The 22,987-nt window shown below is 39.5% G+C and carries 24 protein-coding genes; 8 read left to right on the top strand and 16 right to left on the bottom strand.

Annotated elements, in window-relative coordinates:
* Positions 1 to 130: 130 nt before the first annotated feature.
* From IEO70_RS12640 to IEO70_RS12615, 6 genes are all read right to left on the bottom strand, one after another.
* Complete coding sequence (locus IEO70_RS12640) at positions 131 to 2,647, bottom strand: DEAD/DEAH box helicase (protein ID WP_190998732.1); 2,517 nt, start codon at positions 2,645 to 2,647, stop codon at positions 131 to 133.
* 269 nt (positions 2,648 to 2,916) lie between these two features.
* Positions 2,917 to 3,858 (bottom strand): glycosyltransferase family 2 protein, encoded by a 942-nt coding sequence (locus IEO70_RS12635; RefSeq protein WP_190998731.1) that lies wholly within the window; start codon positions 3,856 to 3,858, stop codon positions 2,917 to 2,919.
* Entirely contained in the window at positions 3,855 to 4,280 is a 426-nt protein-coding gene (locus IEO70_RS12630) for a GtrA family protein (protein ID WP_190998730.1), read from the bottom strand. The genes IEO70_RS12635 and IEO70_RS12630 overlap by 4 nt, the downstream gene beginning before the upstream one ends.
* Complete coding sequence (locus tag IEO70_RS12625) at positions 4,277 to 6,730, bottom strand: YfhO family protein (protein WP_190998729.1); 2,454 nt, start codon at positions 6,728 to 6,730, stop codon at positions 4,277 to 4,279. The genes IEO70_RS12630 and IEO70_RS12625 overlap by 4 nt, the downstream gene beginning before the upstream one ends.
* 156 nt (positions 6,731 to 6,886) lie before the next feature.
* The gene (locus IEO70_RS12620) at positions 6,887 to 7,540 is read right to left on the bottom strand and encodes an HAD family hydrolase (protein WP_190998728.1); all 654 of its coding nucleotides are present in this window, start codon (positions 7,538 to 7,540) and stop codon (positions 6,887 to 6,889) included.
* Positions 7,541 to 7,565: 25 nt separating this feature from the next.
* Positions 7,566 to 8,117 carry a GNAT family N-acetyltransferase gene (locus IEO70_RS12615; protein WP_328820928.1) on the bottom strand — a complete coding sequence of 184 codons (552 nt, stop codon included), beginning with the start codon at positions 8,115 to 8,117 and terminating at the stop codon, positions 7,566 to 7,568.
* 111 nt (positions 8,118 to 8,228) lie between these two features.
* Between IEO70_RS12615 and IEO70_RS12610 the strand changes: the two genes are divergently transcribed.
* From IEO70_RS12610 to IEO70_RS12600, 3 genes are all read left to right on the top strand, one after another.
* Positions 8,229 to 9,299 (top strand): GtrA family protein, encoded by a 1,071-nt coding sequence (locus IEO70_RS12610; RefSeq protein ID WP_190998727.1) that lies wholly within the window; start codon positions 8,229 to 8,231, stop codon positions 9,297 to 9,299.
* Positions 9,300 to 9,952: 653 nt separating this feature from the next.
* Complete coding sequence (locus IEO70_RS12605) at positions 9,953 to 10,678, top strand: lysophospholipid acyltransferase family protein (RefSeq protein WP_190998726.1); 726 nt, start codon at positions 9,953 to 9,955, stop codon at positions 10,676 to 10,678.
* Positions 10,675 to 11,772, top strand: coding sequence for an MGDG synthase family glycosyltransferase (locus IEO70_RS12600; RefSeq protein WP_190998725.1), 1,098 nt, complete (start codon positions 10,675 to 10,677; stop codon positions 11,770 to 11,772). Before IEO70_RS12605 ends, IEO70_RS12600 begins: the two co-directional genes overlap by 4 nt.
* 281 nt (positions 11,773 to 12,053) lie before the next feature.
* Here IEO70_RS12600 and IEO70_RS12595 read toward each other — a convergent pair whose 3' ends face one another.
* Together IEO70_RS12595 and IEO70_RS12590 are read right to left on the bottom strand one after the other, a co-directional pair.
* The gene (locus IEO70_RS12595) at positions 12,054 to 12,419 is read right to left on the bottom strand and encodes a VOC family protein (RefSeq protein WP_190998724.1); all 366 of its coding nucleotides are present in this window, start codon (positions 12,417 to 12,419) and stop codon (positions 12,054 to 12,056) included.
* Positions 12,420 to 12,628: 209 nt separating this feature from the next.
* On the bottom strand, positions 12,629 to 13,594 hold the full coding sequence (locus IEO70_RS12590; protein ID WP_190998723.1) for a bile acid:sodium symporter family protein: 966 nt from the start codon (positions 13,592 to 13,594) through the stop codon (positions 12,629 to 12,631).
* A 254-nt stretch (positions 13,595 to 13,848) separates the two neighbouring features.
* On the opposite strand from IEO70_RS12590, the gene IEO70_RS12585 reads away from it, so the two are divergent.
* Entirely contained in the window at positions 13,849 to 14,292 is a 444-nt protein-coding gene (locus IEO70_RS12585) for a MarR family winged helix-turn-helix transcriptional regulator (RefSeq protein WP_190998722.1), read from the top strand.
* Positions 14,293 to 14,333: 41 nt separating this feature from the next.
* Positions 14,334 to 15,527 (top strand): MFS transporter, encoded by a 1,194-nt coding sequence (locus IEO70_RS12580; RefSeq protein ID WP_190998721.1) that lies wholly within the window; start codon positions 14,334 to 14,336, stop codon positions 15,525 to 15,527.
* A 312-nt stretch (positions 15,528 to 15,839) separates the two neighbouring features.
* Here the strand turns inward: IEO70_RS12580 and IEO70_RS12575 are convergent, their stop codons facing one another.
* The 5 genes from IEO70_RS12575 to IEO70_RS12555 all read right to left on the bottom strand — a co-directional run bounded on the left by IEO70_RS12575 (position 15,840) and on the right by IEO70_RS12555 (position 19,543).
* Positions 15,840 to 16,190: a DMT family transporter gene (locus tag IEO70_RS12575; protein WP_190998720.1), complete on the bottom strand. Its 351-nt coding sequence runs from the start codon at positions 16,188 to 16,190 to the stop codon at positions 15,840 to 15,842.
* An 8-nt stretch (positions 16,191 to 16,198) separates the two neighbouring features.
* Complete coding sequence (locus tag IEO70_RS12570) at positions 16,199 to 16,513, bottom strand: DMT family transporter (protein WP_190998719.1); 315 nt, start codon at positions 16,511 to 16,513, stop codon at positions 16,199 to 16,201.
* Positions 16,514 to 16,817: 304 nt separating this feature from the next.
* Complete coding sequence (locus tag IEO70_RS12565; protein ID WP_190998718.1) at positions 16,818 to 17,516, bottom strand: Crp/Fnr family transcriptional regulator; 699 nt, start codon at positions 17,514 to 17,516, stop codon at positions 16,818 to 16,820.
* A gap of 203 nt (positions 17,517 to 17,719) precedes the next feature.
* Positions 17,720 to 18,940, bottom strand: a complete 1,221-nt coding sequence (locus IEO70_RS12560; RefSeq protein ID WP_190998717.1) for an MFS transporter — start codon at positions 18,938 to 18,940, stop codon at positions 17,720 to 17,722.
* 90 nt (positions 18,941 to 19,030) lie between these two features.
* A complete protein-coding gene (locus IEO70_RS12555; RefSeq protein ID WP_190998716.1) occupies positions 19,031 to 19,543 on the bottom strand; it encodes a hypothetical protein in 513 nt (170 codons plus the stop codon).
* 150 nt (positions 19,544 to 19,693) lie between these two features.
* On the opposite strand from IEO70_RS12555, the gene IEO70_RS12550 reads away from it, so the two are divergent.
* The 3 genes from IEO70_RS12550 (at position 19,694) to IEO70_RS12545 (ending at position 21,028) form a co-directional block, all read left to right on the top strand.
* A complete protein-coding gene (locus IEO70_RS12550) occupies positions 19,694 to 20,254 on the top strand; it encodes a nitroreductase family protein (RefSeq protein WP_190998715.1) in 561 nt (186 codons plus the stop codon).
* A 205-nt stretch (positions 20,255 to 20,459) separates the two neighbouring features.
* Complete coding sequence (locus IEO70_RS20210; RefSeq protein WP_268938750.1) at positions 20,460 to 20,573, top strand: DUF2071 domain-containing protein; 114 nt, start codon at positions 20,460 to 20,462, stop codon at positions 20,571 to 20,573.
* On the top strand, positions 20,573 to 21,028 hold the full coding sequence (locus IEO70_RS12545; protein ID WP_268938749.1) for a YqjF family protein: 456 nt from the start codon (positions 20,573 to 20,575) through the stop codon (positions 21,026 to 21,028). The genes IEO70_RS20210 and IEO70_RS12545 overlap by 1 nt, the downstream gene beginning before the upstream one ends.
* On the opposite strand, the gene IEO70_RS12540 is transcribed toward IEO70_RS12545, so the two are convergent.
* From IEO70_RS12540 to IEO70_RS12530, 3 genes are read right to left on the bottom strand one after another with little or no spacing between them, the layout of a single operon-like run.
* Complete coding sequence (locus tag IEO70_RS12540; protein WP_328820927.1) at positions 21,014 to 21,727, bottom strand: nucleotidyltransferase domain-containing protein; 714 nt, start codon at positions 21,725 to 21,727, stop codon at positions 21,014 to 21,016. The two genes, IEO70_RS12545 and IEO70_RS12540, sit on opposite strands and share 15 nt — an antisense overlap.
* Positions 21,714 to 22,310 (bottom strand): histidine phosphatase family protein, encoded by a 597-nt coding sequence (locus tag IEO70_RS12535; protein ID WP_190998714.1) that lies wholly within the window; start codon positions 22,308 to 22,310, stop codon positions 21,714 to 21,716. Before IEO70_RS12535 ends, IEO70_RS12540 begins: the two co-directional genes overlap by 14 nt.
* Before the next feature lie 16 nt (positions 22,311 to 22,326).
* Positions 22,327 to 22,986: an HAD family hydrolase gene (locus tag IEO70_RS12530; RefSeq protein ID WP_190998713.1), complete on the bottom strand. Its 660-nt coding sequence runs from the start codon at positions 22,984 to 22,986 to the stop codon at positions 22,327 to 22,329.
* Position 22,987 lies beyond the last annotated feature (1 nt).

The following is a 22,987-nucleotide window of genomic DNA, read 5'->3' as shown; positions in this document are numbered from 1 at the left end:
GATATCAATGGAAATTAAATAAGATGACCCCTGTACAATACAGAGATCATCTTAATCAAGCAGCCTAAGCGTCCTTTTTTATAAATGTCCTTTACAAAGGGTACATTTCATCTATTCGGACAGCCCCTTCTCACCAATAATTTCTGCCGTATCGTTTATTATGGCAGCTTTGGCACATCGTGAATTGATAATCCCATTTCAGCTCACGACCGCAATATTTGCATTCTTTCTTATACTTTTTAATTTCCTTTTTCAACAGGCCATGCACTTCTTCACTTATTTCATCACGCATCCGTTCCCAAATGAATGCTTCTGTTCTCCTATCCAACTTGTATAAAAACAGCAGGTGAAGACCAATCGATTTATAAGAAAGCTCCAAAGCATCGAGTGAACCTTTTAGGATAACCGGTTCATGCAGCTCTTCATTATTGATGATTGCCCGCATATTGTCCTTCCACTGATCTCTCAGCGTGCTTTCGTAAGATGAAAAAGGCAAATGCAAGAAGCTGTACAAATCAGCGACAGATAGCTTCATCTCAATGTCTGTTCCTCTAATTTCCTCATACAATTCCTTTTCTTCCGTCAGCGGCGCTTTCACCGTTCCAGGAGGGTTTTCATATTCATCCCAAAGGCGGAAAAACTCCTGCAAATCCTTGCCGAAATAACGGAATCGGTTAAAAATATTTTGCGTAGGCGATATCGCAAACGTCTCGATTTCAAAATCGTTTCTTTCAAGCAAACTTTTCATCTTTTGGACGTCATAAGAGAAAGCGACAAAACCTTCGTCATACTTGCCTTTCCGGCCCGCTCTTCCGGCAATTTGCTTAATTTCCTGAGACGTCAATGTCCGTACTCTTGTGCCGTCGAACTTTTGATTCTCCAAGAAAACAACCCGTCTGATCGGCAAATTCAGCCCCATTCCGATCGCATCTGTGGCAACTACCACTTCCGTTTCGCCTTTATGGAACTGTTCGATTTGCTTTTGCCTTGTTTCCGGCGGCATACCGCCATAGACGATACTCACCTTATGCCCGTCATTCTCAAGCTTAGCTGCGACCTGCAGCACTTTCTTTCTTGAAAAGACAATCAGCGCATCTCCTCTAGTCACTTTGGAAATTCGGAAATTTTTCTTCTGCACGATTAATGGCAGTTCACGCTTGTATTTGCGCACTTCGACATCATAACCGTCCAGCAAATTCATCAGCATACTGCCGACATTATTGCTTCCGATAATATGAACCGTATCTGCTTGAACTGAAGTAATCGCCTTATACCAGGAGAAACCTCGGTCTCTGTCAGCAATCATTTGCGCCTCATCGATGACCACACATTCGTAGCGCTCTTCTGAGGAAAACATCTCGACAGTCGCTGCAATATGAGTAGCACCCTGCAAATTTTTCTCTTCCTCACCCGTTTTCAATCCGCAAGCGACACCATGACTTGCCAGCGTTTCAAACACTTCAAGCGCCAATAAACGAAGCGGACCTAAATAAAGTCCGGTTGCCGCTTGTCTCATTTCCGTCAAAGCCGTGTGCGTTTTGCCGGTGTTTGTTTCGCCGATATGCAAAATATACTTTGTATGCGGCGACATATTCGCCTCATACTCTCTGCCAATCATTTGCAAAATCATTTCTTCTTCGCGTTTCGCTCTTTCACGCTGCTCAGCTTTTTCTTGTTCAAAACGAAGATACGCTTTCCGTTTAAACGCATTGATTTTCTTCTTTCGGTCCTCCAGTTGACGGACATACAGTTCTCTATGGGCAGCCTCCATGAAAGGCACTTCTGCCAGCTCCTGCAGATCAACAATCAACTCATCTGTTATGCGGTATAGGAAATCTTCAAGCAAATCAGCCAATTCATCAGACAACAGCTCAGATACTTTTTCGCTCAACGCATCTGTTTTCTGCATTTCAGCAGGCAATAATTCTATAATCATCGCCAATACGTCACGATACACATACTCCTGAATAAATGCTTCATAGCGGTCTTCGTATATCTCCCACGCGATTTCATGCCCATAAAAAATTTCTTCGCCTGTCAGCTCCGATAAGAAATCTTCCAGTTTCAAGTACGTATCCGCATCAAACTGACCGCATTCAAAAATTCCATCTTCGTCATCGAAATCATATCGCGTATTATGCAAGTCTTCCGCTAAGTCCCGAGCCGCTTTGTAACGGAGCGGCAAATAGAATCGGATATTATTCGAAGCAAAGATTGTTTTTACTTTCTCTTCCAAATCAGCTAAAATGACTTTTTCCCGCTGATTGATGATAGCCTGTTCTTTCCACTCTTCCCATTCCCCGGGATTCTCCAAGAAATAATGACGGAGCCAATGTTTGTAATCAAGATTTATGTTTTCAAGAAGCCGCTCTCTCACAAGCGTATTAATAACTTTAGTGCGCAAAGCATCAATTTCGACTCCTTCTGCTTTTAAAAATTGCTTCCGCTTGACTAAACTAATGCCGTTCAAAATATTGCCTTTCAATTCTGCTTCTAACAGCTGCTCAAGATGTTTTTCGTTTTCAGCGATAAAATCTTCAGCAGTTGCTTCACCGTGCAATTCGATATATTTCATAGCTTCAGCCTGCAAAACGAGCTGAAACCGTTGTTTAATCAATTCAATATTATTTTGTAGTATTTGCTCCATTAGTTTTACCTTTCTGTGCTTGCGGTTGTTTATGTTTATCTTTCAACCAATATCCGTTCATTATAATTGATTTTTCGTTGTCCTACACCTAGTTTTGAAAATTATATCATTTTTGTAGGTCTTTTTTTGAAGCACTTTAGCCGGCAGAATCACTCTTTGCCTTATCGTTTTTTTACAAAACGCTTCCTCGATTAAATCGATACCCTCATTTACATATAAAAAACGGATATGCGCAAGTAACTATAGTTGCTCTCGCATATCCGCTCATCTTAGAGACAAATACCATCATTCTCTGTTTCTTTAACGATATAAACAGGTCTTTTCTTCGTTTCTAAATATGTTTTTGATAAGTATATTCCCATTATCCCTATGCAAAACAATTGCATACCGCTGACGAAAAATAAAATGCAGGCAAGCGAAGGCCAGCCGCTTACCGGATCGTGCCATACTAATGTTTTGATAATAATAGCGAAAATCAACACAAATGCCATGAGGCAGAAAATTAGTCCGAAAACCGCTGAAATGATTAGAGGCGTTGTCGAAAAGGCGACAATACCTTCAACCGCATAGACAAACAGCTTCCACAGACTCCATGTCGTTGTACCTGCAACCCGCTCCTGGTTTTCATATTCAATCCATTTCGTATTATAACCGACAAAACTGAACAGTCCTTTCGAATAACGGTTATATTCTTCCATTTCCAAAATCGAATTAACCATTTGACGCGTCATCAGACGGAAATCTCTTGCTCCATCCACCATTTCAATTTCTGACAGCTTATTAATAATTTTATAAAACCATTTTGTTAAAGTTTTTTTTACGTAGCCGTAGCCATTTCGGCTCGTGCTCCGAGTAGCACAACAGTCGTATTCGCCTTGCTCAAGAACATCATACATCTCTTTCAATAAATAAGGAGGATCTTGCAAATCAACGTCCATTGTCGTGATATAATCGCCAGTTGCATTCTTCAAACCGGCGTACATTGCCGCTTCTTTACCGAAGTTTCTGGAAAAAGACAGATATCTGACACGATCATCTTTATACGATAACTCCTGTAGTATATTTAAGGTGCGGTCTTTTGATCCATCGTTAATAAATATGTATTCTACTTTAACATCCATTGAATTGATTACTTCGTTTACTTCATTATAAAAAATCGGTAAAGCTTGTTCCTCGTTATAACAAGGAACAATAATTGATATAATTTTCATACTGTATTTCCTTTCTTGGTGAACACAACCCATTTACTCAGTACATAATTAGAGGCAATGACAATAGCTTGCACTAGAAATTTCATCACTTTATCGTTCAATCCCAGACATGAAACAAAAATGAACATCAGCAGCATTTCTAGTAACAAGACAAATATTCTGCTACCGAAAAACTTGTACATCTCTTGCAAAATATTCGTTTTCTTGCTTCCAAACACATACTTTCGATTCGTTATATATGCAAATATTACGGCGCCAATCCAGGCAAGCACGTTTGCTATTTGAAGCTCAATACTTTTTTCCGGATTTAAAAACGTTAATACGCACGCAAAATAAATAATAAAATTTATAATAGTCGTCAATACGCCGAATACAACATATAAAACCAGCTCTTTATGCTTGTTATACATTGGTATCGTCATGCCCCCCTCTTGCGTTCAAATGCAATTATGAAAATAAAAAGCAGAAGACCGATGGCACTTGCTATCGCTCCCTCCTTCAGCAGTGGCGAATGATAGACAATCTTCACTTCATGCTCGCCTTCGCTCAACTTAAAACCTAAGAAGGCTGTATTGACTTTCTCTACTTCAATCTCTTTCCCGTCCGCATAGACTGTGAATCCTTTATCAAAAGGATAGCTGGTAGCGACATAACCGGCGCTAGACATGGTGATTGTGCCTTTAATAGTACTTTTCCCATGATTTAACTCCGTGATTTTAAACTCATCCAACTCATCTATACTCTTCTGCAAATCAATCTCCATTGTATATATTTTCAGATTTGTTATTCTATAGCGGCCTTTTGTCACAGTTATTTTCAGGTCTTCAATTGACTCCTCACCGGAAAGGACATATTCAAATGAATTATTTTGATTGTGATAGCGCCATTTTTGGGCTGTCAGCTTATTTTTCATGCCGTTAATTGTTATTGAAGTATCAATCCTGTTCACAGCTTCATTGTCAAATTGAATAAGCAATAATTGCCCATTAACCGGTTCATCCAATTCAATTTTATAAGTAGTCGTTTCTTCCGCTTCAAATTCATATACATCTTTCAGTTTGTCAGATTCATAAACTTTCAGATTTTTCGTGCTGACGTCAGCAGTTTGAACATCATCATCGACAATAATCGTATTCAGCAAATAATTGAGCGTATCCGGATAGCTCATCCTGTCAAAATCACTCTCGTTCGTCAGTTTGCTCGAACCGTAAATCATCGGAAAAGCATTCTCATTAACAAACAAATTGACATCGCCTTCACTTGCTATTTTTTCATATAAAAAACCTATGTCATCTTTCTTGCTGACGATATATTTCACACCCATATAAGAGTGAAACAATGTATTATCAGTTCCTGCATTCATTAAGATATTTCGATAGTTTAAATTATTGCCGAATGTATGTTTATAAAAATCACTATAATACGTATTGCCGACTGATGAATAAATGGAAGTTCCATAATACGAAGTTCCATACACCTGATTGGCGACAGCAAGCTTATTAATAGCATTCGAAAATCTGTAATAGCCGTTATCTTCTTCTATAGTTTCCGCAATCAAGCTTTCTGCCTGTTCATTACGGGCTTCTTTATAGTCATCAACAGAAACGTAGCTTTCTTCCTCGTTTACAGCAAACAATTGCATGCCTGCCAGCAGTAAAATCGGTACAAACAATACAGCTAAACGATTGATTCGTTTATAAACAAGCACTGCCGCAACGGCAATTAAGCTATCAATATAAAAGATCATTTCCGTATAGCCTGTAAGATAAATAAACCCATTCATGACGGCAAAGCTAATAGCTAAAGTTAAACTATTCAGCTCTTTCTTTTGCAGTTTATCGATAAAAATTCCGAGAATTAAACAAAAAATCGGTGCCAGCGGAATTAGTGCCTTTCCTCGAATATACATGCCCCCATTTAAAATCAGCATAATGAACGGACTTGTACTTCCAATCAGTATAACCGCCGCTAAAAATTTATTATAAAAATCCTTTTGCCTGTTAAAAAGAAGAGCTGTTATCGCCAATAAAAAAACAGCCGTTATCCCGACGCTAAACGGCTTATAAAGCAGCTCATCAAAGCGCGGAATGAGCAACTCTTCCCATGTGTAGCTGCTTTTGCTACCTGAGCGATTCAGCTTAATCGCATAATAAGTAGGCAATAATAACACCGCACTCATAAAAATGCTGATAATCATCGGCTGAATAATTTTCCAAATACCAAGGACACTTATTCGGCGATACTCTTTTATGTATTTGTACAAGTAATAAATGCCGATTGCGATAATAGCACAAACACTATAATAATAGCTTGTCATTATTATTAAGAACGTACTCAGCACCAATAACCAGCATTGATTATGTTTGATTAGCCAATCTACTCCTATAAATGCCAATATTAAAAAAGGGAGATAAGATACAAACATAATATGATGATGGCTATGATATAAAATCGGTGCTAGCATCATTAGCATCAATGATAAAAACAGCGAGAGCAATTCATGAAATGACTGCGCTCTGAACCACCAATAGCTCATTAAACCTGTCAACAAATAAAGAGTAATACTGATAAACCCTATGTAATAAGCCATTTCCACAAACGGAAAGCAATATGACAATAATATAAAAGGATTCAACAAGCCATAATAGGAAAAATTAAAAACATTTTGGCCGCCCCCGATATGAGAAGCAAAATTCGGTATAAAATTGCCTGTTTCATAAAATAGTTGGCGGAAGTAATCCGGAAACACAACATGCTGCGTCAGCCAATCAATCTGTGAACCAAATAAATGATTTTTTCCTAGTATTGTTGCAACAAACAATAGCCCGACAACTATAATGATAGATAGATTAACTTTATCCTTATCATTCATAAAGCACCTCCTATAATATAGTTTATATGAGTAAATTCACTTTCTGTCCCCCACCACTATACCTTTAACGAAAACGTCACCTTTATTTCTTTTTATTTTCAAAAAAAAAAAAACACTTCGTTGCCATAAAAGCATGACTCGAAGTGCTCCTTGATATTATTTTATTAATATACTTTGTAACTGTTTTACACTCTTTGCTATATAAGTCGGCTGAAATGACTGAAGTTCGTTGAGTGAACCATAGCCGTATGTCACACCGACTGAATCGATGCCGCACTGATTGGCGCCGATGATGTCATGCTTGCGGTCACCGATCATAATGAAATCCGATAGTCGCTGTCCGCTGTAATGATTGATTATGTATTGAATAATCTCTGCTTTTGCCGACCTCGTCCCATCAAGATTGCTTCCGACTATCTTTTCAAAGAAGCGGTCAATTTGGAAGTGCTTCAAAATCTCCTCCGCGTATACCGTTGGCTTTGAGGTTGCAACTACCAATATATAGCCCTGCTCTTTCAAGGAAGTTAAAAGCAAAGGAATCTCTTCATATAGCACATTTTCAAACATCCCCTTCTCCGTGAATCTCTCCCTGTAAAAGCCAATTGCCTTCTCCGCCTTTTCTTCATCGAAATGATAATAGTCCGAAAAAGATACTTTAAGCGGCGGTCCGATAAAACATTCCAATTTATCTAAATCTGGTTCATCCACACCGAACTTTCGCAAAGCATATTGCACCGATTTCGTAATACCCTCTTTCGGGTCGGAAAGCGTACCATCTAAATCAAATAAAATAATTTTATAATTTCCCATTGACTATTCCCTTTCTGCATTTCATTCATATACTTGACTTCGTATACTCAATCAGCCAACAATCACGATATTCCCCTTCATGCCATTCGTGTTTCGGAAGGATACGAACCTTCTTAAATCCGCATTTTTCATAGCATCTTAAAGCGCGAGTATTGGAAACATGCGGATCCATAATGATCCTTCCTGCTTGCTTTTGCTCCATCAAATAATCCACCATTGATGAAATAAGCATAGTGCCGATACCCTTATTCCAATAGTCAGTCTCCCCGATAAACTGGTCAATTCCATACACGTTTTCCTCTTCACTATAATCTGTTATTTCACTCGTTACCGAATTCACTTTGTAAAACTGTATGTACCCTATTTTCTTCCCTTCAAACTCTACTAAACATTTTACGACACCCTTTTCCTGATAGTAGAAACTCCTCTCCACCTTCTGCAAATTAAACGGATTATCTCTGCCTTCATAGTATTGCAGCACTTTCGGGTCGGATAGCCACTTAACAAGCAAGTGCTGATCTTCAGGCAACAAAGATCGCACCTTCATCCTGTCTGTTTCATAAAGCAAGTCAGTCACCCCTTAATTCTTTTCTATATTTTAACATCCTCTCCGCTTAGTTTATAGGCAAGTTGAATAGGGAAAATGCTACTAAATGCTTAACCATCAGGATAAAGGGAGGTCTTCAGAATGAATTGTGCTGTTATACTTCCTTTGAATCAAGTAACAGATTGGACACTTGAGTATATTAATAATTTGTTAAATAAAAAGTTTTATCTTTTTCTATTGTTGCAAAATGCATCTCAAATAGATGAAAGGCTCAAAGGTATCGCACTTAAAAACAAAAGGTGCACGCTTTGTTTCAATAAAAATCAAGAGAGTTACTTTAGTGCTACGAAAAATATAATGAATACTTTGCGGACTCAATATCCTGAAATTAATGGTGTTATTACATTAAGCCATCTGCTTGGCGATGAGGATATCGAACGGGCAGCAAATGCGTTATCAGCGCATAAGCATAGCATCATCCTTGGAGTGAGAACAGAAAAATCGAATAGTACTTTCAAGCGTAGCCTCAAAAGCAGATACGCCGCTTTATTATTCAATGTCCTATACGGAACGAGATTAAAAGATATACATTCGGGGCTGGTTGCGATTCCTTTGCAGGAATATCATGAAATCAGCGATAACAAAATAGCCTTTTGGGACTTTGAGGTGTACGCGTTAATCAAAGCTAAGCAACTGCAAAAGGAAATGGTGGAAGTCCCGATTTATGATTGGAATCAACCTGAACCGATGAAGCACCGTTCTTTTCAAGACAGTCTGCGTACATACTTAACGATCTTTTCCGGATTTATCGGCTATTCTTTTTCGACTATTGTTGCAGCCATTGTTGATATATCACTATTCACGATTTTTAGCAGCTTTGTATTTTTGCATTTTCCATTAAAAGCGCAAATATTCCTATCCAATGCGATTGCCCGGGTCGTCTCATCATTTTGTGACTTTTCACTTGATAGAAGGTACGTTTTCGGTAAAAAAAATAATACGATGGCAAAATCGATGTTCAAGTACTATATTCTTTGGCTCGCCTTACTCTCTGCATCTTCCATGCTAGTTTATTTAAGCAAGAGCTATTTGGGTTCCAATTTGGTACTCGCAAAAATAGCGGCGGATTTATTTTTAGGAGTCATCAGCTATCAAGTCCAGCTCAGATGGGTGTTTAATAACAAGAAAAACCGGCACCGGTCCTTTTGGTAAGGCACTTACTCAAAAATTGCAGTCATCTTTCGGATGATTACCATCTTAGTATATGTTGCGAATCAAAAGGAGCCATGCGGGAGGACTAGGACAAACCGCCCAAGATATCTGGTTTTGGTTTCTTGGGTGGGGTGGCTTAGGCCCGAGCATGGCAGGTGTAAGGTTAGACAACAAGAAAAACCGACACCGGTCCTTTTGGTAAGGCACATACTCAAAAATTGCAGTCATCTTTCGGATGATTACCATCTTAGTATATGTTGCGAATCAAAAGGAGCCATGCGGGAGGACTAGGACAAACCGCCCAAGATATCTGATTTTGGTTTCTTGGGTGGGGTGGCTTAGGCCCGAGCATGGCAGGTGTAAGGTTAGACAACAAGAAAAACCGGCACCGGTCCTTTTGGTAATTCAAAAATGTACTTTTCTAAGAAATGGCTATGTAAAATGATATTGTTGATTTCCGCTACGGACGGACGCTTTCGTGCTAAGGCAAGGCGCCAAGCCACCTCATCGCTTTTCGCTCTTGCGGTGTCTCGGCCTGCCTGCTTCATCTGAGCAGGAGTCGCCGCCCGCAGCGAGGATCAACGTAATCTGTCAAAATCGACAATGAACTATAACAGAGCCTAAGAAATAAATAAGCAGCGAGGTGTACAAATATGCCAGACAACTTTTACGGAAAATCATATCGTATATTTCGGACAATCACGCGACTTTTCTATCCGAGGTATCAGCCGGAAAATGCGGACCAAGAAGCCCATTCTATCGTCTATGTCTCACATCATGAACGCTTTCGCGGACCCCTGTCGATTATGCTATGGACTAAAAAACCGATTCATATTTGGGCGCTTTCCGTCTTCTGCGAACAGCAGACGTGCTGCCGACAAATCATTCAATATCCTTTTGTTCAACGTTTCGGCTGGAATAAAAAAGCGGCACTTATCATTTGCCTGCCGCTTTCTTATATTATTTCGGCACTCGTCCGGTCTGCGAATGCGATTCCGGTTTACCGGGGATCGCGCGAGATTGTAAAAACGTTCCGGCAAAGTGTCGATGCGCTAGTCAAGGGCGACAATGTTTTAATTTTCCCGGATGTTCATTATGACAATCGCTCAGCCTTAATTGGGGAAATTGATCCCGGTTTCTTGCATCTCGAAAAATATTACTATAAGAAAACAAAAAAGCATCTTGTTTTTGTGCCTGTATTTGCAAGCAAATCCCAACAAAAAATTGTGCATGGAAATCCGGTTACATTTCAAGATGGCGTCGATTTTAAAATCGAACAAGAACGAGTGAAAGAGGCATTGCGAAGCAGCTTAACACAATTAGCATATAAGTGCGGGGATGGATTAACTTCAAATTGCAGGAAGGATGTTGCCAAATGAGAATTTTAATTATGACTATTAAGCTCGGCGGCGGACATTATTCCGCTTCTTTATCGTTGAAAGAGCAAATTCAGTCGCAGTTTTCAGATGCCATCATTCAAATTAACGATATTTGTGAATACATGCTGCCTGACTACTATAAAAAAATTTACCGTGCCTATGACCTATTCGTAAATAAAGGCAGCAAAATATATAACTTCCTTTATAATTACAGCGAAAAAAAAGAGGTTAATTTCAAGCCGCTTGTTCCTGAACGCTTTTTAACAAAAATGGATGTGCTAGTATCTGATTTTAAGCCGGATGTGATTATTTCGACCTGTTCAATCAGCTCTCAAATCGTATCAACCTATAAAGCGGCATATAATCATTCGATTCCTTTCATTACATGCATAACTGACATAACCGACCATCCTTCATGGATCAATCCTTATACGGACTACTATTTAGTCGCTACACCTTCTGTCAAAAAGGAACTTGTTGAAAAAGGAATTGATTCAAAAAGTATTTATATTAACGGAATTCCGGTCCGGGAAGAATTTACAGCCGACCATCTGCATCCCGATTCTTCCTGCAAGCATTTGCTTATTATGGGCGGCGGGCTCGGAATGCTTCCGAAAAGACAATCTTTTTATAGACATTTGAATGAACTGCCTAACGTTGAAACAACCATTCTTGCCGGCCATAACGAAAAACTTGTTCAGAAGTTGCAAGGAAAGTTCGAGCATATTCAAGTTATCGGCTATACCGACAAAGTTTATGATTATATGAAAAAAGCCGACTTAATTATATCCAAGCCCGGCGGAATAACATTATTTGAATCGATTTATTCCGAAGTTCCGATTCTGACATTTGAACCTTCATTAGCTCAGGAGATAAAAAATCAGCATTTCATTGTTGATCATCACATTGGTGAAGTACTCGACCAAAATCATGAAGAAAATCTTAAGCATATTGATAAGCTGCTGAATGATGAAAAAACATTGAATGCATTCCGTTCCAATATGCGCCATCTAAAAAAAGAATGGAACAACCAACAGATCGAAGATATTTTATTCAGCATTCAGCAATCACAATTAAAAGAAGTAACGAAATAAAACAGCACCCAATAATTTAAGGTGCTGTCTATTAATATCTAAAGTAGAACGGAGCGATATGAGAAAAAATAATGATTCTGCAGGTTTGATTATAGGTTTCTTCAATTTCACCCTCTTCAGTCTCAGAGAATTATATACAACGATAATGAGCTGGACCTATTCCTTTAGCGTCTATCTGCATATTAATTATACCGGTATGGTCATTTGGCTTATACTTGGACTGTTTATGCTATACTGGTGCATATATTTTTTCCAGAGAGCTGTTTCAACTTATAAAAAGTTCATGATACTTGAAACTGTATATACTCCAGTACATTCCCGAAAGGATCCTTGAAACTGATAAACTTGCCTGGAGGGCAATCGGTCGGCTCTTCAACGATAAATTTAACCTCATGTTCTTTTAGCAGATTCACAGTTTGAAAGATATTATCTGTTTTCAGAGCTAAAACAACACCGGCAGGCTTGCTCTCCGGATTGCATTCCGATGCGTGCGACTCTTCGAGAATTAACGGCAAATCACCATTATTTAGCATGACAATTTTTTCTCCATATCGCTTTTCAACTGTAAATCCCAATACATTTTCATAAAAATCGATTGCCCGAGCTATATCCGGCACATAAATACTAATGACGCATACTTGTCCCATTACTTCGACCTCCCTTATATATTCAATAGTTTATTATTTCTCCACTTTCTTACACTTACCTTTAATAAAAAGCTATTTATGCAAACGCACTGACACTTTCTTTACCCATAAAGTTTTTACACCGACATATTTACCATTCATCTTCCAATCAAAAAAACAGAGCACAGCAGGCAAATGCTCCGCTGTGCTCTATTGGATATTCTAAATACTTATACTGCAGTTGATTGAAGTTCCGGCTTGTAGCGCAGCTCATATCTTTCTAAGACTTTACTAAACAAGGAAGCTAACACTTGCTGAAATAGCATACCGAATACCACCGGCATCGCGACCTTCGCCGGAAAATATGTTGTGGCAACAATAACCCCGACGGCAATGTTGCGCATGCCCCCGACAAATACCAGCGTTGTTACAAGCTTGAAATCTTTCCAAATAAAATGACCAAGCACAAAGGCAATTAAATAGCCTGATGCTGCCAAAATAAATACAACAACAATGACAGCCGCCAGCTCCCATGTTATGTTTTGCAAATAAGGGGCAATTGCGCTGCTGTTGATCATCACAACCCCGAAAAGACACAGTTTAGAAAAAGGCGAAAGTTTTTTCCCGAGAGTCTGTTGTATCGTTCCTTTCGTCAGCTCGTTCAATACAACGCCCAGTACCGACGGCAGTACAACCATCCATACTAAGTTCAAAATCAATGAGGCTGTATCAATTGCAATCTTCTCTCCTGCAACAATATGCAGTAGAGCGGGCATTATTATTGGAGAAAGCAGTGTGTCAATCAAGACAATCGATAACCCGAGCGGCAAGTTGCCTTTACATATGCTGACCCATATAATACTGGTAACGCCTGTCGGTACAGCTACAGAAATAATATAGCCAATAATCAGTAAATGGTCGTCAAAAATGACAGTCGATAAAAAATACGCCCAAATAGGCATAATGATATGTAAAAAGGCGATACAGAACAATATTGTCCTCGGATATTTCGAAAAACTTTTCGCATCACTGAAATTCATGCCAAGGCTACTTGCAAACGTCATAAATGCAAATAACCAAGGAACTAAAAATAGAAGCTGATGGCCTACATCTTCAAGCATTACACCAATAATCAAGCTGGTTGGCGTTAAAATAGGCATCCATCTCTGCATCCACCCATTTACTCTGTTCAACACTTTTTATTCCTTCTTTCTGTTTCACTTATCTCCTTAAAACTATACACTTATCACAAGACAATTTCTATTTGTTAACAAGCATTTGACAATGCACTTGCCGATGTGCAAGGTGTCGTTCAATATTCCAAAGCATTTTCTGAGTAAGAGATTTTCAGCTGGCACAATATTGTTGCCGGCTAATTTTTACCACATATTGACCATATATATAGCGCGCTATATTATTAATATTAATGACTATAAAGCGAGGGATGAACATGGCTAATTCCCATAAAAATCCGATTGTGCTAACGCACTTAAAGATGATTGACCATCTTGCCAAACGGATTGGAGACGAACATTTGAAGCAGATTGATCTGACACCCAGTCAAGCAGATGTAATTATGCTGCTTTTGCACGAACCGGAAAAACTGTTCCACCAGCGCGATATTGAACGGGCATTAAATTATACAAACCCTACAGTTACAGGATTATTGAACCGTTTGGAAAAGAAGAATTTTATCGTTCGAAGTATCGATCCTGAAGATTCGAGAGCTCGTATCATTCAGTTGACTGATACCGCGTTAGAAACAGTGGAAGGGATTTACTCCAGCATCCGGCAAATCGAGAAAATGTTATTAGATGGTTTTTCAGAAGAAGAAATCAATACACTAGCGCCACTTATGGAACGGATGGCAAAAAATGCTTTACGTCATGTGTAGTCCTTCTCATATAGCTGAAGTAGTATAAAAGGAGTTAATTTATGCAACAAAAATATTTAAAGAACACTGGCTTGATCGCATTGATTACTATTTTATCAATGATTCCTCCATTATCGACGGATTTATATATGCCAGCCCTTCCTGAAATGACAACATACTTTCAAACAAGCTCTACACTCATGAGCCTGACAATGACCATTTTCTTCGTCTTTATGGCCATCGGTATTTTATTTTTAGGGCCGATGAGCGATAAGTACGGTCGCAAGCCGATTTTAATTACCAGCATCTCAATATCGCTAATTTTCAGTGCTATTTGTGCGTTCGCTCCTACAATCAGTCTTTTAATCATTTTTCGGGCACTTTCGGCATTCGGTGCCGGTGGAATGATAGCGATTGCGACAGCACTAATTAAAGACAGCTTTGCAGGTAAAGAAATGTCGAAAGTTTTATCGGTAACCCAAGCATTCGGATTGCTTGCACCAATGATGGCACCGCTACTGGGAGCTCTGATACTGAAATATGCTGATTGGGAAATGACTTTCATTGCCTTGGCAGCTTTAACCGGCATCTCGCTAATTGGAGCATGCTTATTGCAAGAAACATTGCCTATCGAAAAACGTACACAAAACAGTACGCTGCAATCTATTTCAGGCTTAGGAAAAATCGCTGCAAACGCCAATTTCACCAGTCTATTAATGGTTGGAGCATTAATCGCAGCACCGTATATGGCGTACTTAGCCATCGCTTCCTATATCTATATAGATGGTTTCGGTGTCTCAGAAACGACATTCAGCATATATTTCGCTCTTAACTCGGCAGCGGCTATTTTAGGCCCTATTATGTATATGAGATTTGGTGCCGGTTCTGTGAAAAAGATCATTAATGTCGGGATTATTGTATCGGTTATTTCAGCTCTGCTGATCTTCACAGTCGGAAATGCCGGTCCTATCATTTTCTTTTTATCATACGTAATCTATTCAATTGTCGCGACTTACTTCCGTCCGATGATATCCGATTTATTACTATCCGCTACAAAAACCGATGTCGGCGCCGCCTCTTCTGTGATGAACTTTGGCTTTACCGTTGTCGGCAGCATCGGCATGATTGTAGGCTCACTCGGCTGGAGCAGCTACACAGGCGGACTGGCTACAACAATGTTTATCTTTATAGCCTTGACGGTTGTTGTCTGGTTCGTTCTTTTGAAAGCAAAATCAATCCGATTCGACTGGAAATAACCAACAAAAACCGTCACCGGTCCTTGTTGGTGAGGCTCTTACTCAAGATTTGCAGTAAACTTAAGATAAGCGCTTTCTTAAGATATATAAACAAAAAGGAGCCATGCGGGAACCGAAAAGCGGAAGCGACCTGTAAGTAAGGAACAGCGACTAAGAGCGCTACGTCCGCATGTCTTCGCCGATATGACCAACATCCTGTAGGCCTCCAAGCATGGCAGGTGTAAGGTTAGACAGCTATCCAAGTTCTATGTTTTATACTTTCTTAGAAAGTACCTCTCAATTTTCGGGAGGTACTTTTGATATTTATGAAGTTTAGTAACCTTCTCCCTCTTGTTCCGCAACTTCTGTTCCATTGGAATTCATGAAAACAATGCCTAAAATAATCAGACCGATTCCGATTGCGACCCCGAGGCTGAAAGGATCATCAAAAATCAGGATGCCGATCACAACGGTAACGGCTGTTCCAATGCCTGACCAAATCGCATAAGCTAAACTAAGCGGCATGTATTTCACTGCCTGACCAAGCATGTAAAACGCTATAGCGTATCCTAGAACAACAATAACGGATGGAAGCAAGACGGTAAATCCATCGGAAAGCTTCAAACAAATTGTACCAATTATTTCCGTCAAAATTGAAACACTTAAAAAAATATACCCTTTCATAGATCCCCCTAAATCCCGCTGTTCAACAGCACAATGCCGCCAATGACCATTAAAATACCAACCGTTTTTTTAAAATTGATGCCTTCTTTATAAAAAATAACGCCGACAAGCGCCGTTAATGCCGTCCCGACACCTGCCCAAATCGCATACACCGCTCCTAAAGGCAGCTCTTCTAATGAGAGCGACAATGCGTAAAATGCAATCGCATAACCGACCACCACACCAAGCGTAGGAAAAAATCGTTTAAAACCGTCTGTCAGTTTCAGCATAGAACTGCCGAAGACCTCAGACACGATTGCAATTGATAGCCATATATACCCCATGAAATCTTCCTCCATTTTCACCAATACTCTATTGTACCTAATAGTTCTCCTTCTCTTCAATTATTCTCTCTTATTAAGAAACACCATCAAAGGTCCTTTTTAAGAAGTAAAACAAACAGTATAAGAAAAAAAGCCGTCATGACGACAGCTTCCAATGATATATTCTTTCGCAAAAAATCAATGACCATCAAGTATTTAATGGTAGCTGCTTTGATTGTCACGATGATTATTGCTTTTTCCCGCAAGCCGGACACCTCAAACCTCTTCAGATTTGTTCTAGATGTTATGCCGCCAAGTTCTTGTCTTATTCGTAAATATTATTTTTCGCTATTTCTCTAAGCTTTTCGATATCTTTGATGAAGAGCTTGCCGCCTATCCTTTCAATGACACCATCATTGCACAGCTTCTTGATGACGCGGTTTAAATGGCGATAACTCGTCCCGACCATATCGGCAATATCATTCATGCTGGAATCCTTGGCCTCTTCATGATAAAGCAGCCGCTCATTATCTGCTTTTGTTGATAACAAGTAACTGGCAAGACGGACCTCGACCGGATAAAGCAAATTTAGTGAAGCTGCATCCGTCTTGGCGCGGAACTTGTTTGTTACAACTTTCAGCAAGAACGTCAGAAACTGAGGCTCTTGTGATGCTTTTTGTCTTAAAACTGCATAAGGAAGCCTGATAACAGTGCAATCTGTACTCGTCTCAATTGTATATAAAACAGGAGTAGCTTGAATAAACTCAATATCACCGATCATTCCCATTGCTTCTTGGAAGCGCAAAATCAGTCGCTTATCATCTAATGTCGTCGTGTAAATTTTCAGCTTTCCTTCAACAAGTAAATACATTTCATTTATTTCATCACCCTTTGCGCAAAGTACATGCCCCTTCGGCAATTGAAGCAACTCAAACTGCTCAATTCCAATCGGCTCAAAAATTTGCTCCAACTCATACTTTTGCAGGTATGATAAAATCATTTGTTTCTTTTTTAAATCCTGCATTGAAAAATTTCACCTAACTTGCGTATTGCTAATTTTATTTAATATGCTCTAGATTAAATCATTTCATCCGCATTAGTATAGTAGCAAGTTTTCGTTCGGTAAATATATAAAATTTACCTATACGTATCAGCAATTTCCACCCTTTTTAATAAAAATTTATATAATGACATAAAAGAAGAGACAGCTCCAAACTGTCTCTTCTTTTACATATCAGTTTTACTAATCTCAAAAAAGCGGGTCTTTGAAGGCTGCAATGTAAAAATAGCTAAGGCAAGTGCAAAAATAACACTGATTGCCGCAAAGACGATACAGACGAATTGCAATGTCAACCATTCAGCAAAGAAGCCCAGAATCAACGTCAAGACAATTTGAACAATTCCTTGTAACATTTCTGCGATACTGCCGACCCTTCCCATTAAATCGACAGGTACACTGCCTTGAAAAAATGTTGCATAACCCGTATTGGCAAATGACAAAAAGAAACCGAGGAAAACAAATGCCGACGTTGCCGTTATAAAATTAATCGATGCGTAAAACATCACATACCCGACCGATGTCATCAGCATGCCGATACCGATATACAGTTTCAAATGCAATTTATCTGCCAGCATTGCTGATGTTAAGGCGCCCAATAATGAGCCGACACCGGTGATGCTGACAATCAGACCATAATCTGTATCCGTTAGATTCAACGTCGTTTTTATGAATGTCACTTCTTGAGAATCCAAGGCAAATCCGATTAGCATTGCTGCTTGAAATAAGCAATAAACGGTCAGCAAAAGCGGTGCTCCCTTCATAAAATCTTTCACAAGCGCCCAATCATTCATAAGTGTTTTCCAGCCGATCGGCTCTGTTTTATGTTCAGTGACTTCATCGACATCAGGAAGGAAATAAATGAAAAGTGCACATATAATAAACGTAGCTGCGTTAATAAAAATACACATATCTGTACCTGCATACATTATTAAAACACCTGAAATCGCCGGCCCGACTAAAAATGCTCCTGAACTCATCATACTCATCCACGAATTGAATTTTTGCCGTTTTTCAGCCGGAATCAGCTTCGTTATATAGACAAATGAAGCAGGTCCGAAAAAAGCGCCGAGTATGTTAATCAATAACAGCAACCCATAAATAACCCATAAGGAATCAATGAATGGTATCAGAAACACCAATGCTCCGCGGGCGATATCGACGAACATCATAAGCTTTCGTTTATTCACCCGGTCAATGAGACTGCCAGCCCACGTATTTGTCATCAATACAGCAATCGGTCTGATTATGTACAAACCGGCAACAGCTGCCGCTGACCCGGTCATTTGCAAAACTGAAAGATTAATAGCTATTAAGTAAATCCAGCTCCCTAAATAGGAAACACCTATTCCTGCCAGTAAAAGAATAGGATTTTTCCATGTTCCCGTCATTTGCCTCACCCTATTAATTGGAATAATTTTCACATTAACATATCATTATATGGGAGTTTAGTAAACAAAAAACAGCTCTGCAGCTGCCGTTTATTCTTCATTTATTATAGGATATGGAGTGACTGTCACGGTTTCAGTAAATGTTATCCCTAAATATTTATAAGTTATTTTCATCTCATTAATCGCTGAACTGTGAAGAGCGCTAACTCCATAGGCCAAATCCTCTTTAGTGGCCGTGCCGTTATCAAGTTTCTCAAAATGTACAGAAGGGGAAGTCCCCGTCTTAATGATTACATCTTCCATATTAGTAAAATCGTATTCTTCTGCATCTTTACCGGAACAATCATCCGTTATGATGAAACCTTTTAGCGCATGGCTGACTTGAATTTTTTTATCCAAAGGCTTTTCATCATTATTAACTGTCACATCGACAATTTTTATATCTGCAAAACCTGTATTGCCAACCCCGACAATGGCTGATTTATAATCTCCGCTTGCATAAACATTGCTTATGTCCAAAGGTGGATTCACTTTCACAAAAATAAATAATCCTATAAAGACAGCTAATAATAGTAAAATTGGAAACCAAATGATTTTTTTCAATATTCCCCACCCCTTAACAACCATTTTATACCTTTTTAAATTCTACAGAAAGGAGAACTTTTTAAGCATAAATAATTGTGGGAAAAGCAAGAAAGCTTTATAATAGGTTAAGATTTAAATGAGAGTGATTATCATTAGCGGAGGGGACTTATGAATTTAACCGAAATTATTAAAGATAGAAGATCCGTACATAGATTTCAAGATCGAGAGGTATCACCGGAGCTGATCATCGAGTTGCTCGATACAGCTGTTTGGGCGCCGAACCATCATGTGACAGAGCCTTGGAGATTTATTCTCATTCACGGCGATTCCAGAGAGGAATTGGCTCAAACGGTAAAAAGCATCCGCGAAGCGAAGGAAACAGATCCTGATAAGAAGAAAGCAATCGGAGAAAAGATTTATAAAAAAATCAGTTCTAATCCGATGTATTTGATTGTTGTTGTGAAGGAAGACGAAAACCCAATTGTCCGGGAAGACGATTTCGCAGCCGCTTGCTGTCTATTGCAAAACTTCAGTTTGCTGGCTTGGGAGAAAGGCATCGGCATGACGTGGCATTCATACGGTTGGTTGAAAGACCCGGCATTCCGCGAAGCGTATGGCATTCAGCCGAACGAACGCGCGATTTGCAATATGCATATGGGCTATCCTGAAATCATCCCGATGGCGCAAAATCGCAAACCGGCTAGTGAGCTTGTGACAATATTGAAATAATAGACGAAAAGGCAGCCTTTATGACTGCCTTTTTCACTTTAATGACTATGACAAATTTTTGTTTCAGGATAACTACTTAGTACCCGAATAGTTATTAATCGTAAACCGGAAGCTTTATTATGTATAATTTTCTTTATGAAACTTTGATTTTGTTGTTTTACGCTAACTTGTACCTGAAGCACTGCCCTTAGATAGCTTCGATGGAATGGGGTGGATCAGTGTTGTGCCTTTTCAAATGTCGGGTGTTAGATTTCGCGGTTTGCCGGCGGTTCCCGGGACGGACCGGTTTCCGGAGCTTAACACATTCGCACTTATGTAATGCTTGACGGTAAACCAGGCGTTTATTTCTTTAATCTTGATGCAGCTAATCAGCTCGCCGTTTGGGCCGCTAAACGATTTTATCACTTGCCCTACCAACGTGCGGAAATGCAACTACAGCAAGACGGGCAAACCATTCATTTTGACAGTAAAAGAACGAACGCCAATGACGCTCGCTTAGTATGCAGCTATGAGCCTATTTCAGAACCGTATCTCGCTCAAAAAGGTTCCTTTGATGAATGGATTACCGAACGTTACTGCTTTTATACAGTAAACAAAAAAGGTATACCGCTTCGCTGCGACATTTTGCATAGGCCATGGCAGCTTCAGCAAGCAAAAGCTGAATTCGAGCAAAATACCATTCTATCAGAACAAGGTAAAGTAGAAAGCGATGTGCCGATTCTTCATTTTTCAAAAACAATCGAAATGCGAGCCTGGCCTTTAGTTCGAGGCTAAATAGAAGCCTTCGAACAACAAACCGCCATATGGCTTGAGGATACGCTCCGTTAATCGAATGACCTGACCTTTAGCACCTGTTTTATAAAAACTGTCGAAAGCAGCAACAAATTCAGAAGTAAATGCTTCATCAAACTCCTTCAATGAGCGAATCACCCATTTTGATGTTCCAATCCATTGGTTATTTACTCTCAAAATGAATTCGCTCAACTGTTCGGCAAGAGCATTCGCGATAAAAAGGTCTTCTGTGTGATTGGTACTGCCGATAAAATCATCTAAAGTATCGGTGATGAAATAACGTTTCATCTCAATTATGTCTTCAGTCCATTTTTCTGGTCCCGCTTTTAACAGATCCTTTGCTTCTGCTTGAATAGATTGTATGACGCCAGTATCTTTAATGATGATGCCTTCTGAAATCATTCTCGGCAAAGACGGACGCGCCCGTTTGCAGTCACCGTCCAAAAATGTTTTATAAGTTTGCATGCTATGAACAAACATCTCAATCGGCCAGTCAAAATCAACAACTGATTTCCGGAAAGACGAACTGACATCATCAAAAATGACAAGGTCAAGGTCGGATGTCTCCGTTGCTTGGTTTCGAATGACACTGCCGGCCAGAAGCGCACCATGACAGTCGGGAAAATGTTTCTCTACAAATAAATGCGCCGCTTGAAGGGGCTCCAGCCTATTTCCCATCATCTCCAGCCTCCAAATGCTTCGTACAATTGAACAATGTACATTCCCATTCTTCTTCTATTTGCCGAATGATGGTGATTGAAGTGTTATTAAGATTATCTTTCGGTATTGCGTTCGGCAAAAATTTACGCAATGTAAGCCCGATAATAGCACCGTGACTGACTATCAATATACGCTTCCCTTTATATCGTTCGCTTATATCCGTCAAAAAGTCGCTTCCTCTATCAGCAACATTTTCAAAAGACTCCATGCCAAGATCAAGATTACGCCAGTCACTTCCCCATTTATTCACTCTCATCTCTTCATTCGTACCTTCGAGTTGTCCGCAGTCGATTTCACGAATTCTTTCATCTAAAATTACATTGTTTAATCCAAGATTAGCGGAAATAATATTTGCCGTTTCTTCAGCGCGCATCATATCACTTGAGATGATGATATCCCAGTTCTCCTCTTGCGTAAGCCGTTCTCCTAGCGCTTGTGCCTGTTGCTTGCCCCGCTCATTCAAAGGAATATTTGATCTACCTTGTATGACACCGCGCTCATTCCACTCCGTTATTCCATGCCTCACAAATCTGATTGTTGTCATTTAAATCACTCCTCTATTATATTTCTGACAAAATGGCCTCTAGCTCCAGCAAATTATCAATTCTATAATGGGCTTCCACCTGTCCCCAGTAATTATCTATCTTCCAAACAGCTTTCATGCCGGCCCGTTCTGCTGCCTTCACATCGTTTTCAGGATGGTCGCCAACATAGATGCTTTCATCAGCACTCACTTGCAATCGTTGCAATGCTCGATGAAAAATTTCTGTATCCGGCTTTTTAATTCCTTCGGATTCGGAAACTAATATCGTATCAAAATATGAACCTATTCGGAGAGCTTTAATGTTGTCCATTTGAAATTTTTCATAACCATTTGTAATCATGCCTAAAGAGAAATGCCTGTTTTTCAATTGCCGCAACACGCTATGCAAATTTGGAAACGGAACGCAATGCTCACTGAACTCATCCAAGTAATCTAGCAGCAAATCCTCTGTGGTTATTTCTTTTATTGAAAATTCATCCGACAATTGTGCGTACACTTTGTCTTTCCAAACATAGCCTCGGCAATCGAGTTCTATAAATCTGGATATGTAGGTTTCTTTCGGAATATGAGCGAGCGATTGATACAGTCGGCTATGCTGATTTCCCAAAAATTTTTCTAAGGAAGCATCGCGGTTTAACAATGTTCCGTCTAAATCAAAGAGCACGGCTTTCATCATG

It is taken from the genome of Peribacillus faecalis (assembly GCF_014712675.1).
Classification (GTDB): domain Bacteria; phylum Bacillota; class Bacilli; order Bacillales; family DSM-1321; genus Bacillus_AD; species Bacillus_AD faecalis.
This window is presented reverse-complemented; position numbering and strand designations above follow the sequence as displayed.

Coding starts and splice junctions, on each gene's coding strand:
- IEO70_RS12630 (WP_190998730.1), bottom strand. CDS start 4,280: ATGACGATACCAATGTATAACAAGCATAAAGAGCTGGTTTTATATGTT.
- IEO70_RS12540 (WP_328820927.1), bottom strand. CDS start 21,727: ATGATGGGAAATAGGCTGGAGCCCCTTCAAGCGGCGCATTTATTTGTA.
- IEO70_RS12545 (WP_268938749.1), top strand. CDS start 20,573: ATGCTTGACGGTAAACCAGGCGTTTATTTCTTTAATCTTGATGCAGCT.
- IEO70_RS12550 (WP_190998715.1), top strand. CDS start 19,694: ATGAATTTAACCGAAATTATTAAAGATAGAAGATCCGTACATAGATTT.
- IEO70_RS12585 (WP_190998722.1), top strand. CDS start 13,849: ATGGCTAATTCCCATAAAAATCCGATTGTGCTAACGCACTTAAAGATG.
- IEO70_RS12600 (WP_190998725.1), top strand. CDS start 10,675: ATGAGAATTTTAATTATGACTATTAAGCTCGGCGGCGGACATTATTCC.
- IEO70_RS20210 (WP_268938750.1), top strand. CDS start 20,460: ATGGGGTGGATCAGTGTTGTGCCTTTTCAAATGTCGGGTGTTAGATTT.
- IEO70_RS12595 (WP_190998724.1), bottom strand. CDS start 12,419: ATGGGACAAGTATGCGTCATTAGTATTTATGTGCCGGATATAGCTCGG.
- IEO70_RS12575 (WP_190998720.1), bottom strand. CDS start 16,190: ATGAAAGGGTATATTTTTTTAAGTGTTTCAATTTTGACGGAAATAATT.
- IEO70_RS12640 (WP_190998732.1), bottom strand. CDS start 2,647: ATGGAGCAAATACTACAAAATAATATTGAATTGATTAAACAACGGTTT.
- IEO70_RS12570 (WP_190998719.1), bottom strand. CDS start 16,513: ATGGGGTATATATGGCTATCAATTGCAATCGTGTCTGAGGTCTTCGGC.
- IEO70_RS12620 (WP_190998728.1), bottom strand. CDS start 7,540: ATGGGAAATTATAAAATTATTTTATTTGATTTAGATGGTACGCTTTCC.
- IEO70_RS12610 (WP_190998727.1), top strand. CDS start 8,229: ATGAATTGTGCTGTTATACTTCCTTTGAATCAAGTAACAGATTGGACA.
- IEO70_RS12605 (WP_190998726.1), top strand. CDS start 9,953: ATGCCAGACAACTTTTACGGAAAATCATATCGTATATTTCGGACAATC.
- IEO70_RS12635 (WP_190998731.1), bottom strand. CDS start 3,858: ATGAAAATTATATCAATTATTGTTCCTTGTTATAACGAGGAACAAGCT.
- IEO70_RS12625 (WP_190998729.1), bottom strand. CDS start 6,730: ATGAATGATAAGGATAAAGTTAATCTATCTATCATTATAGTTGTCGGG.
- IEO70_RS12565 (WP_190998718.1), bottom strand. CDS start 17,516: ATGCAGGATTTAAAAAAGAAACAAATGATTTTATCATACCTGCAAAAG.
- IEO70_RS12560 (WP_190998717.1), bottom strand. CDS start 18,940: ATGACGGGAACATGGAAAAATCCTATTCTTTTACTGGCAGGAATAGGT.
- IEO70_RS12530 (WP_190998713.1), bottom strand. CDS start 22,986: ATGATGAAAGCCGTGCTCTTTGATTTAGACGGAACATTGTTAAACCGC.
- IEO70_RS12535 (WP_190998714.1), bottom strand. CDS start 22,310: ATGACAACAATCAGATTTGTGAGGCATGGAATAACGGAGTGGAATGAG.
- IEO70_RS12580 (WP_190998721.1), top strand. CDS start 14,334: ATGCAACAAAAATATTTAAAGAACACTGGCTTGATCGCATTGATTACT.